Here is a 10,744-nt window from a genome sequence, read left to right on the forward strand (position 1 = left end):
GGCGCCTAGATCACGTTGTCCCACGGTGCCGACAGGCGCACCGCGGCATTGATGGTGCCGACCATGGAATAGGTCTGCGGGAAGTTGCCCCACATCTCGCCGGTGATGGGGTGGATGTCCTCCGACAGCATGCCCAGGTGGTTGCGGTGCTTCAGCATCACCTCGAAGATCTCGCGCGCCTGGGCCTTGCGGCCGATGCGCGCCAGCGCGTCGATGCGCCAGAAGGTGCAGACGTTGAAGGAGGTCTCGGGCTTGCCGAAGTCGTCGGCCGCCTCGTAGCGGCGCATGAACGGGCCGTCGCACAGCGACTTCTCCAGGGCGTCGACGGTTGCCACGAAGCGCGCGTCGTTCGGGTCGATCATGTTCACTTCCGCCATCAGCAGCGCGCTGGCATCGAGGTCGCGGCCGCCGAAGCTCTCGGCGAAGGCCTGGCGCTCCTCGCTCCAGGATTCCTTCAGGATGCGGTTGCGGATGATGTCGGCCCGCTCGCGCCAGTAGCGGATGCGTTCCGGCAGGCCTAGCGAGCGCGCCACCTTGGCGAGCCGGTCGCAGGCCACCCAGCTCATGAGGGCCGACGAGGTGTGGATGCGCGCGCGGGTGCGCAACTCCCACATGCCGGCGTCGGGCGAGTCGTAGATCCTGAAGGCCTGCTCGCCCACCGCCTCCAGGTGCACGAACTCGGCGCGGCCGGCGCGGCGGAACAGGCGGTGGTCGTGGAAGGCCTGCGCGGCCGCCAGGATGATGTTGCCGTAGACGTCGTGCTGGAAGTGCTCCTGCGCCTGGTTGCCCACCCGCACCGGCCCCATGCCGCGGTAGCCGGGCAGGTGCTCCAGGATCGCTTCCGGCAGCTTCTCCTCCTGCCCGATGCCGTACAGCGGCTGGATGTGGCCGCCGCCGGTGCGGATCACGATGTTCATCAGCCAGCGCAGGTACTCCTCCATCGTCGCGACTTCGGAGATCGAGTTCAGCGCCCGCACGACGAAGAAGGCGTCGCGCAGCCAGCAGTAGCGGTAGTCCCAGTTGCGCCCGCTGTTGGGCGCCTCCGGGATCGAGGTGGTCATTGCGGCGACGATGGCCCCCGTGTCCTCGAACAGCGACAGCTTCAGCGTGATGGCGGCGCGGATCACCGCGTCCTGCCACTCCAGCGGCACTGCCAGCGCGCGTGACCACTGCTTCCAGTAGGCGATCGTCTCCTGCTCGAACAGGCGGGCGGTGTCCTCGATGCCGGAGGCGAGCGTCTCGTCCGGGCCCATGATGAAGTTCATCGGCCGGTCGACCACGAAGAAGGTCTCGGCCAGGATGTACGAGACCGGCGCGTCGGTGTTCACGCGCAGCGTCAGGCCGGGGCCGACGAAGCGCAGGTGCGAGCTGCCCTGCGTCACCTGCGGCGGCTGGCGGCCCCATTCGAAGCGCGGCCGCAGCACCACGCGCATGCGCGGCGAGCCCTGCAGCACCTTCACGCGGCGAATCAGCGTGGTGGGCCGGAACATGCGGCCGCGACTCCAGAAGCGCGGCGCGAAGTCGACGATCTCGATGCCCTGGCCGCGTCCGTCGTACAGGCGCGTGCGCAGGACGGCCGTGTTGGGCTCGTACTCCTGCTCGCTGCGTTCCAGGCCTTCCAGCTCGAACTGCCACACCGCGCCGTTCTCGCTCGGGTCGAGCAGTGCGTTGAACACCGGCTCGCCGTCGAAGCGGGGCAGGCAGCACCACATGAGGCGGCCTTCGCGGTCGATCAGGCCGCTGTAGGCGCAGTTGCCGATCATGCCCAGCGAGAGCGAGTTGGGGTACGTTGTCTTGTTCATTTCGTTCGCGTGAGACGGGCGGCGACAGCCGCCTCCAGTTCTTGTCGGAGGGCTTGCGGGTCGCGCAGGCGGCGCCAGGCGCAGGTGGCGCCCTCGCCGACCTTGATGCCCATGCCGCCGAGGCGCTGCACGGTGGAGAAGCCGACTTCGTCGGTGATGTCGTCGCCGATGAACACCGGGATGCGGCTGGCGAAGGGCGGCTCCGCGAGGAAGGCCTCGATCGCGCGGCCCTTGCTGGCGCCGCCCGGCTTGGCTTCGACGACCATCTTCCCGAGCTGCAGGGTGATGCCGGGCGATTCGTCGACGGCCTGCTGCATCGTGCGCCGGCACAGGTCCTCGAGGTCGGGCCGCTGGCGGTAGTGCAGCGCCAGCGAGCCGCGCTTGTTCTCCACCAGCAGGCCGGGGTTCTGCGCCGCCAGCAGGCAGGCGGCTTCCTCCACCGCGTCGAGCGGCTGCGTGTGCAGCAGGTGCACAGCGCCGTCGGCGCCGCGGCGCTCCGCGCCGTGCACGCCGGCCACGGGCAGCTTCAGGGGATCGAGGAAGTCGTCGATCTGCGCGATCGGGCGCCCCGAGATCACGGCGATGGCGCCCTGCAGCCGGCCGTGGAGATCCTGCAGCACGCCGATCAGCGGCTCCGGCACGTGCACGGCGCTCGGTTGCGGCGCGATGTCGACCATGGTTCCGTCGAAGTCGAGGAACAGGGCGCAGGAGGGATGGAGGATCTCCGCAAGCGTCATGCGACGGAACCGTAGCAGAACCCGCAGCGCTGCGGCGAGACGTTCGGACCGTCGGCCGACGTAGGAGCGGGCCGACACCGTGCTGGGGTGTGCGCGGGCGACCAGCCCATCCACGCCCAAAGGCCGAGGTGCCGGCGCGGGCGCGCGGGGTGGACTAAGCTCCCGCCCCATGGACTACACCCGCTACGAAACCCTGCGCATCGCGCGCCGCGGCCCGGACGACTCGGTGCTCGACATCCAGATGAAGGCCGCCAACGGCAAGCTGCCCACCGCCGGCCATGCCGGCCACCGCGAACTCGCCGAGATCTGGCGCGACGTCGGCGCGGACGAGACGGTGCGCTGCGCCGTGCTGCGCGGCGAGGGCCTGGGCTTTTCCGGCGGCGGCGACTTGGCGCTGGTGCAGGACATGGCCAGCGACTTCGACACCCGCACCCGCGTGTGGAAGGAGGCGCGCGACCTGGTCTACAGCGTCATCAACTGCGACAAGCCGATCGTCAGCGCCCTCCACGGACCGGCCGTGGGCGCCGGGCTGGTCGCCGGCCTGCTGGCGGACATCTCGGTCGCGGCGCGCGACGCGAAGATCGTCGATGGCCACACCCGCCTCGGGGTGGCGGCGGGCGACCATGCCGCGATCGTCTGGCCGCTGCTGTGCGGCATGGCCAAGGCCAAGTACTACCTCCTGCTCTGCGATCCGGTCAGCGGCGAGGAGGCCGAGCGCATCGGCCTGGTGTCCCTGGCGGTCGACGGGGAGCAGTTGTTGCCCCGGGCCTACGAGATCGCGGACCGGCTGGCGCAGGGCAGCCAGAGCGCGATCCGCTGGACCAAGTATTCGCTGAACAACTGGCTGCGGCAGGCGGGCCCGGCCTTCGACACTTCGCTGGCGCTCGAGTTCATGGGCTTCGGCGGCCCCGACGTGCAGGAAGGGATCGCCTCCCTGCGCGAGCGGCGCGCCCCCAACTTCCGCTGAAGGGACCCGCGATGAAGAAACTTCTAGCCTCCCTGCTGCTCGCCGTCCCGGTGGCGGTACTGGCCGAATCCGGCGTGCCCGTGAAGGTGGAAGGGGCTTGGGCACGGACCATCGTGCCCGGCCAGCAGTCCAGCGGCGCCTACATGACGCTCACGGGAAGCGAGCCGCTCACGCTGCTGGGCGCCGAGACGCCCGCCGCCGGCATCGTCGAGATCCACCAGATGAAGATGGAAGGCGACATCATGAAGATGCGCGCGGCCGACACCCTGCCGCTGGCCGCCGGCCAGCCGCTGCAGCTGGCGCCGGGCGGCTACCACTTCATGCTGATGGACCTGAAGAATCCGTTCAAGGCCGGGTCGCAGATCCCGTTCACGCTGCGTTTCCGCGACGCCAAGGGCAAGCTGCGCACCCTGCCGCTGCGCGTGCCGGTCCAGGCGGCGCCACCCCGCGAGTCGCGGCAGTAAGTGCCGCCCGGGGGCGCATTGGGGTAAGCTGTCCGCACGACAACTACCCGAGGAGCGCGCGGCCATGAGCGATGAGAACAACTTCGGCTTTGCGAAGCTCGTCCCCGGCTTCGACTTCCTGCAGAACCTCGCCAAGGGGGCATCGCAGACGATGTCGCAGATGCCGGGCCTGTCCAACTGGGTGGCACCGACGCTGAGCGTCGAGGAGCTGGAAAAGCGCATCGCCGAACTGAAGGCGGTGCAGTTCTGGCTGGAACAGAACGGCCGGGCGCTGGCGGCGACCATCCAGGCGCTCGAAGTGCAGAAGATGACCCTGGCGACGCTGAAGGGCATGAACTTCAGCATGGGCGAACTGGCCAACGCGCTGCAGGTGAAGACCGGCGAGACGATGGCGAGCGGTGCCCGCAAGATGGGCGAAGCCGCGGAGGCGGCCGCCGGCGCCGTGTCCGGTGTCGCCGAGGCGGCGGCCGAAGCGGCGAACGCGGTGCGCAGGAAGGCCGGCGGGAAGAAGGCCGAGGAGCCCGCCGCCACCGAGGAGGGGAGCGCCGGCGTCAAGCCGGTCGATCCGCTGCAGTGGTGGGGCGCGCTCACGCAGCAGTTCCAGGAAATCGCGGCCAACGCGATGAAGGACGCGATGCAGAAGACCTCGGTGGACACCGCCCGCAACATGGCCATGAAGGCGGCCACCGGCATGGCCAAGGCGGCGGCGGGCGTGGCCAAGACCGCGGTGGCGCCAGGCTCCGCGCCGGCTCCGGCCCGCAAGGCCGCGGCCCGCAAGGCGACCGCGCGCAAGACGCGCGCGAAGAAGACCGCGACCTAGGAGCCGCCGTGCAGCTCTTTCCCTTCGGCCATGCCACGCATCCGCAGTGGCAGATGGCGGCTGGCCTCGTGCTCGCGCAGGTGCGGGCCCAGATGGCCCTGCACGGCTACGCGGCCGCGCCCACGCTGGGGCTGCTGTACATCACGGACCATTACGCCGCGGCGGCCCAGGACATCCTGGACCACCTCGGGGCCGAACTGCCCGAGGTGACCGACTGGGCCGGCACCGTCGGCGTGGGCATCGCCTCCTCGAACGTGGAGTACTTCGACGAGCCGGCGATGGCGGTGATGCTGTGCGCCCTGCCCTCCGACCAGTTCCGCGTCTTTTCCGGCGTCGCCCCGCTGGCGGCAAGCTTCCGCGCCCACACGGCGCTGGTGCATGCGGACGCGGCCACCCCCGACGTCGCCGAACTGATCGCGGAGATGGCGGACCGCACGGCCACCGGCTACCTGTTCGGCGGCCTGGCCTCCAGCCGCAGCGACGTGGTGCAGTTCGCGGTCGGCGGCAATGGCAACCTGAGCGGGCACGGCCACGCGGGGGGCGTGTTCCGTGGCGGGCTGTCGGGCGTGGCCTTCGCCGAGGGCGTGCAGGTCGTGTCGCGCATCACCCAGGGCTGCCAGCCGGTGGCGCTGCCGCGCAGCATCACCGGCGCGGACGGCAACCTGGTGACGGAGCTCGATGGCGAGCCGGCGCTGGATGTGCTGCTGGAGGACCTGCGCCTCTCGCTGGACGAGCCGCAGGCCGCCATGGCGACCCTGCGCACGACGCTGGTGGGGCTCACGCAGGCCAGCGAGGACGTCGTGGGCCGCACCGGGCACTTCGGCAGCGACGTGGTGGTGCGGCACATCCTCGGGCTCGATCCGCGCCGGCGCGGCGTGGCGGTGGCGAACAAGGTGGACGAGGGCATGCGCCTGGCCTTCTGCCGCCGCGACGCCGAGGCCGCGCGCGCGGACCTGGTGCGCATCTGCGCCGAGATCCGCGAGGAGTTCGAGCCGGAAGAACTGCCGCTGGCCGCCGCCGCGGCGCTGGCCACCCCGGATCCGCTGGCGCCACCGAGCCCGGCGACGTCGACCATGGCGGGCGCGATCTACGTCAGCTGTGCGGGCCGCGGCGGCCCGCACTTCGGCGGCCCCAGCGCGGAAATGCAGATCGTGCGCCGCGCGCTGGGCGACGTGCCGCTGGTGGGGTTCTTCGCGGGGGGCGAGATCGGGCGGAAAAATCTGTACGGCTATACGGGCGTGCTCACGGTTTTTCGCTGAGCGCCGCAAAGAAAACCAGACAGCCGAACGCAGAGGGCGCAAAGGTTCGCAGAGAACGCAGAAGAACATCCATTGAATGGATGTCCGCTTTCTTCTGCGTCCTCTGCGCCCTCTGCGTTCGGCCGTTAGGTTTTGTCCCCTACCGCCGCAACTGCGCGAACGCCCCGAACTCCCAGCTGCGCATCGCCAGCACCAGCGTGTAGCCCTCGCGTTCCCGCCCCGCCAGCTTCTGGTCCGCCTGGTGCTGCTGCGCGAAGTCCTGCGCCACGCGCTGCAGCCGCTCCAGGAAGGAGGGCGCGATCGCCCGGCTCACCGCGCCGTGCACCAGCAACAGGCCCTCGGCGTGGCCGTCGAAGCCGCCGTTGAAGTAGTCCAGCACCGCGTGGTCGCGGAAGTAGTGCATCACGGGCCCGTGCGGGCGCCAGCGGAAGGTCTTCGCGAGCTTCAGGCGGTAGCGGTTCAGCGGGCGCAGCTCGATGATGCCGATGCGGTCCAGCGCGGCGAAGTACTTGATGCACTCCGCTTCCGTCAGCCGGTACTCCGTCGTGATCTGGTCCAGCGTCCACTGGCTCAGCACGCAGATCGCGCACAGCAGCAGCTTCTTGTCGGCGACCACCGCGCGTTCCTGCTCCTGCGTGAGCTCCTTCAGCAGCGGCTGCGCATCCGCCACGCGCCGGGCCAGCTCGGCGAAATCGAGCTTCAGCACGCGGCAGATCGCGTCGATGCGCGACAGGGCCATGTCGCCCTTGGCCAGCATGCGCTTGACGCTCGACTCCGCCATGCCCAGGCCCGCGGCGAGGTCGGCATACGTCATCTGCGCGGCCTTCAACTCCTTCTTGAGGGCGAGGACCAGATCGGCGGTGGTGCTCATGGAAGTACAGGAATGCGATACCAGCGGGGCAATGGATCGACAATGTAGCCGCAATTGGGCACCCTTCCGGGGCAGGCGGCGAACACTGCACTCCTCGTCAACGAAGGAGACTCCATGCGGATCACGCTCACCCGGGCCGAGCTGCTGCTCGCAACCCTCTGCGCCCTGCTGCTGCTGGCGGCCCTGGCCGGCCCGCCCGTGAACCAGCCGGCGCACTTCCATGCGTTCGCGGACCAGCGCGCCTTGTGGGGCGTGCCGCACGCGCTCGATGTCCTGTCGAACCTGCCATTCGCGCTCGCGGGCGGCGCCGGGCTGTGGCTGCTGCGCGCGGGCGGGGGGCTGCCCCTCGCGCCCACGCAGCGGGCCTGCGCGCGCCTGTTCTTCGCCGGCCTGGTGCTGACCGCGACCTGCTCCGGCGGGTACCACCTGCAGCCAAGCGACCTGGGGCTGGCCGTCGATCGCGCCGGCATGAGTGTCGCCTTCGCCGGCCTGCTGGGGCTGCTCGTCGCGACGAAGGTGAGCGAGCGCTCCGGCGGGCTGCTCGCGCTGGGCGTGCTGCTCGTCTCCCCCGCGGCCATCGCCGTGTGCCTGCGCACCGGCAACGTGCTCCCCTGGGCCCTGGTGCAGGGCGGTGGACTCCTGCTGATCCTGGCGTTCGGCTTTGGCGCCACCCGGCCGGCCGCGCTGGACGTCCGCTGGGCCGGCGTGCTCATCGCCTATGCGGTGGCCAAGCTGCTCGAGGCCGGCGACCACGCCGTCTTCGACGCAAGCGCGCAGTTGCTGTCCGGCCACACGCTGAAGCATGTGGTGGCGGCCCTGGCCGCCTGGCCGGTCCTTGCCGCGATCAGGGCCCTGCGCCCCGTGCAGAATGCGCCGAGCAGCGCGGCGACCGTCCGCGCCTGAAGGAGGAGAGGGACGCTCATGACTACGGAGACCGTCGCTGCCGAAGCGCCCATGCCCACGGCTGGCGCGCCGCTGCACCCCAACCAGTTCGCGCTGCTGCGCCAGCGCCGCTTCGGGCCCTTCTTCTGGACCCAGTTCGCCGGTGCCGCCAACGACAACCTGTTCAAGTTCGCCTTCACGGTGATGGTCACCTACCAGCTGCAGGTGGCCTGGATGCCGCCGGCCATGGCCGGCCTGGTGATCGGCGCGCTGTTCATCCTGCCCTACCTGCTGTTCTCCGCCACCAGCGGGCAGCTGGCCGACAAGCACGACAAGCGCAGCCTGATCCTGTTCGTGAAGTGGCTCGAGATCGGCATCATGGTGCTGGCCGCCTGGGGCTTCTTCCACGCCCAGGTGCCGGTGCTGCTCGCGTGCACCTTCCTCATGGGCCTGCACTCGACGCTGTTCGGCCCGGTCAAGTTCGCCTACCTGCCCCAGCACCTGGACGAGCGCGAGCTCACCGGCGGCAACGGCATGGTGGAGATGGGCACCTTCGTCGCGATCCTGCTCGGGCAGGTCGCCGGCGGCCTCCTCGTGGACATTCCCGCCATCGGCCCGCAGGCCGTCGGCTTCGCCTGCATCGCCCTCGCGGTGCTGGGGCGGCTGGTCGCGCAGGCGATCCCGGCCTCGCCCGCCAGCGCGCCCGGCCTGCGCATCAACTGGAATCCCTTCAGCGAGACCTGGCGCAACCTGAAGCTCGCCCACGGCAACATCGTGGTGTTCCGCTCGCTCCTGGGCATCAGCTGGATGTGGTTCTTCGGGGCGGTGTTCCTCAGCCAGTTCCCCTCCTTCGCCAAGGAGGTGCTGCACGGCAACGCGCAGGTCGCTTCGCTGCTGCTGGTGGTGTTCTCGGTCGGCATCGGTGCCGGTTCGCTGATGTGCGAGATGCTGTCGCGCCGGCACGTGGAGATCGGGCTGGTGCCGGTGGGCGCGATCGGCATGACGGTGTTCGCGGTGGACCTCTACTTCGCCTCGCGCGGGCTGCCGCCGGCGGCGAACCTCACGCTGGGGCAGTTCGTGGCGATCTCAGCGCACTGGCGCGTGATGGCGGACCTGGCCCTGCTTTCGCTGTTCGCCGGCCTCTACTCCGTGCCGATGTACGCGCTGATCCAGCTGCGCGCGCAACCCACGCACCGCGCGCGCATCATCGCCGCCAACAATATCCTCAACGCGCTGTTCATGATCGGCAGCTCGGTGATCGCCGGCGCCCTGCTGGCGGCGGGCGCCAGCATCCCGCAGATCTTCCTGCTGGTGGGCATCGCCAATGCGCTGGTCGCGTCCTACATCTTCCTGCTGGTGCCCGAATACCTGATCCGCTTCACGGCGTGGGTCTTGACGCGCATCGTCTACCGCTTCCGCGTGCGCGGCGACGAGCAGATCCCCGTGGCGGGCGCGGCGGTGCTGGCCTGCAACCACGTGAGCTTTGTCGACGCGGCGCTGCTGATGGCGGCGAGCCCGCGTCCGATCTACTTCGTGATGGACCACCGGATCTTCCGGCAGCCGGTGCTGGGCTTGCTGTTCCGCCTCGCGCGCGCGATCCCGATCGCACCGCAGAAAGAGGATCCGGCGGTGTACGAGGCGGCGTTCGCGCGGGCGGCGCAGGTGCTGCGCGAAGGGGACCTGCTGGCGATCTTCCCCGAGGGCGCGATCACGAAGGACGGCCAGTTGCAGCCGTTCAAGGGCGGCATCATGAAGGTGCTGGAGACGGCGCGTACCGAGGGCGTGCAGCCGCCGGTGATCCCGATGGCGCTGACCAACCTGTGGGGCTCGTTCTTCAGCCGCATCGAGCAGGGCACCGCGATGGTCCGGCCGTTCCGGCGCGGGATGTTCAACCGGGTGGGCCTGAACGTGGGTGCTCCGTTGCCGGCGGCGCAGGTGCAGCCGGAGGTGCTGCAGCAGAAGGTGGCGCAGCTGCTGGCAGCCTAGGACAGCCTGCGGCACGCGTCATCGGAGCTGCCGCGCATGAACCTGGCGCGCCGCAGGGCCAGAGCGGGGCTGTGACCCGTCCTGAAATCGGTTGACACCTTTCTGGCCCCCAGAAAGGAAGCTCAATTGGCTGAATGGATCAAGAGAACGCAGAACGACTACACGCTGGCGTTCAAGCTGGCGGTGGTTGAACAGGTGGAACGGGGCGAACTGACGCACCGCCAGGCTCAGGACCGGTACGGGATCCAGGGTTCTTCGACCGTACTGACGTGGTTGCGCAAACATGGCCGTCCCCACTGGCGCAAGGCATCATCCATGGGCAAATCAGTCCAGAAGATGTCAGACCCCAGCAAACCCGTGCCGCCGGAGCAGCGGATCAAGGAGCTTGAGCTGCAGCTCAAGGAAGCCCAGCAGAAGGCGGCTTTCTTCGAGGCAGTCGTGGGCGTGCTCAAGCGCGACTATGGAGTGCAGATCGGAAAAAAGCCTGTGGGCAAGTCGTCGCGGAAAAGCTCGTCGAAGGACTGAGCGTAGCGATGGCTTGCCGCTTCATGGGCATCAGCCGGCAGGCGCACTACAAGCGGGTCGCATGCGAGCACCGCCGCAAGGAGCAGCACGCCACCGTGGTGACAATGGTGAGAGACGAGCGGCGCACCCAGCCCCGCATTGGCACGCGCAAGCTGCACCACATGCTGCACGAATCCCTGGAGCACCAAGGCATCAAGATCGGGCGCGATGCGATGTTCGACGTGCTGCGCGATGCCAGCATGCTGGTGCGACCGCTGCGGGCGTACCACAAGACGACCAATAGTCGGCATTTCTACCGGCGGCACCCAAATCTGCTCAAGGACGGGCCGGCCAAGGTGGTGCCCACCGGGTGCGAGCAGGTCTGGGTGGCCGATGTGACCTACCTGCGCACCCGCGAGCAGATGGTGTACGTGAGTCTCATCACCGATGCC

At 69.5% G+C, this 10,744-nt stretch carries 9 protein-coding genes and 1 pseudogene; 7 read left to right on the forward strand and 3 right to left on the reverse strand.

The features are described 5' to 3' along the window. Positions 1-5: 5 nt before the first annotated feature. Together JJ685_RS26845 and otsB are read right to left on the reverse strand one after the other, a co-directional pair. On the reverse strand, positions 6-1,802 hold the full coding sequence (locus JJ685_RS26845) for a glycoside hydrolase family 15 protein (protein ID WP_201677447.1): 1,797 nt from the start codon (positions 1,800-1,802) through the stop codon (positions 6-8). Further along, complete coding sequence (gene otsB, locus JJ685_RS26850; protein ID WP_201677448.1) at positions 1,799-2,539, reverse strand: trehalose-phosphatase; 741 nt, start codon at positions 2,537-2,539, stop codon at positions 1,799-1,801. The genes JJ685_RS26845 and otsB overlap by 4 nt, the downstream gene beginning before the upstream one ends. A 169-nt stretch (positions 2,540-2,708) precedes the next feature. Between otsB and JJ685_RS26855 the strand changes: the two genes are divergently transcribed. The 4 genes from JJ685_RS26855 (at position 2,709) to JJ685_RS26870 (ending at position 6,049) form a co-directional block, all read left to right on the forward strand. Next, complete coding sequence (locus tag JJ685_RS26855; RefSeq protein WP_201677449.1) at positions 2,709-3,506, forward strand: enoyl-CoA hydratase/isomerase family protein; 798 nt, start codon at positions 2,709-2,711, stop codon at positions 3,504-3,506. An 11-nt stretch (positions 3,507-3,517) separates the two neighbouring features. Then, the gene (locus JJ685_RS26860; protein WP_201677450.1) at positions 3,518-3,970 is read left to right on the forward strand and encodes a copper chaperone PCu(A)C; all 453 of its coding nucleotides are present in this window, start codon (positions 3,518-3,520) and stop codon (positions 3,968-3,970) included. Between the two features lie 64 nt (positions 3,971-4,034). Beyond that, a complete protein-coding gene (locus JJ685_RS26865) occupies positions 4,035-4,790 on the forward strand; it encodes a PhaM family polyhydroxyalkanoate granule multifunctional regulatory protein (protein WP_201677451.1) in 756 nt (251 codons plus the stop codon). A gap of 8 nt (positions 4,791-4,798) precedes the next feature. Next, positions 4,799-6,049, forward strand: a complete 1,251-nt coding sequence (locus tag JJ685_RS26870; RefSeq protein WP_201677452.1) for an FIST signal transduction protein — start codon at positions 4,799-4,801, stop codon at positions 6,047-6,049. Between the two features lie 139 nt (positions 6,050-6,188). On the opposite strand, the gene JJ685_RS26875 is transcribed toward JJ685_RS26870, so the two are convergent. Beyond that, on the reverse strand, positions 6,189-6,920 hold the full coding sequence (locus JJ685_RS26875; protein WP_201677453.1) for a helix-turn-helix domain-containing protein: 732 nt from the start codon (positions 6,918-6,920) through the stop codon (positions 6,189-6,191). Between the two features lie 114 nt (positions 6,921-7,034). Between JJ685_RS26875 and JJ685_RS26880 the strand changes: the two genes are divergently transcribed. The 3 genes and pseudogenes from JJ685_RS26880 to JJ685_RS29965 all read left to right on the forward strand — a co-directional run. Continuing rightward, positions 7,035-7,823 (forward strand): hypothetical protein, encoded by a 789-nt coding sequence (locus JJ685_RS26880; protein WP_201677454.1) that lies wholly within the window; start codon positions 7,035-7,037, stop codon positions 7,821-7,823. A gap of 18 nt (positions 7,824-7,841) precedes the next feature. Then, entirely contained in the window at positions 7,842-9,788 is a 1,947-nt protein-coding gene (locus JJ685_RS26885) for an MFS transporter (RefSeq protein ID WP_201677455.1), read from the forward strand. A 126-nt stretch (positions 9,789-9,914) separates the two neighbouring features. Next, a pseudogene (locus JJ685_RS29965) lies at positions 9,915-10,744 on the forward strand (IS3 family transposase); the annotation flags it as partial.

Source organism: Ramlibacter monticola (assembly GCF_016722785.1).
GTDB classification, from domain to species: Bacteria; Pseudomonadota; Gammaproteobacteria; order Burkholderiales; family Burkholderiaceae_C; genus Ramlibacter; species Ramlibacter monticola.

Excerpts from the sequence above, each read along its gene's own strand:
- JJ685_RS26845 (WP_201677447.1), bottom strand. The coding sequence starts at position 1,802 with ATGAACAAGACAACGTACCCCAACTCGCTCTCGCTGGGCATGATCGGC.
- otsB (WP_201677448.1), bottom strand. The coding sequence starts at position 2,539 with ATGACGCTTGCGGAGATCCTCCATCCCTCCTGCGCCCTGTTCCTCGAC.
- JJ685_RS26855 (WP_201677449.1), top strand. The coding sequence starts at position 2,709 with ATGGACTACACCCGCTACGAAACCCTGCGCATCGCGCGCCGCGGCCCG.
- JJ685_RS26860 (WP_201677450.1), top strand. The coding sequence starts at position 3,518 with ATGAAGAAACTTCTAGCCTCCCTGCTGCTCGCCGTCCCGGTGGCGGTA.
- JJ685_RS26865 (WP_201677451.1), top strand. The coding sequence starts at position 4,035 with ATGAGCGATGAGAACAACTTCGGCTTTGCGAAGCTCGTCCCCGGCTTC.
- JJ685_RS26875 (WP_201677453.1), bottom strand. The coding sequence starts at position 6,920 with ATGAGCACCACCGCCGATCTGGTCCTCGCCCTCAAGAAGGAGTTGAAG.
- JJ685_RS26880 (WP_201677454.1), top strand. The coding sequence starts at position 7,035 with ATGCGGATCACGCTCACCCGGGCCGAGCTGCTGCTCGCAACCCTCTGC.
- JJ685_RS26885 (WP_201677455.1), top strand. The coding sequence starts at position 7,842 with ATGACTACGGAGACCGTCGCTGCCGAAGCGCCCATGCCCACGGCTGGC.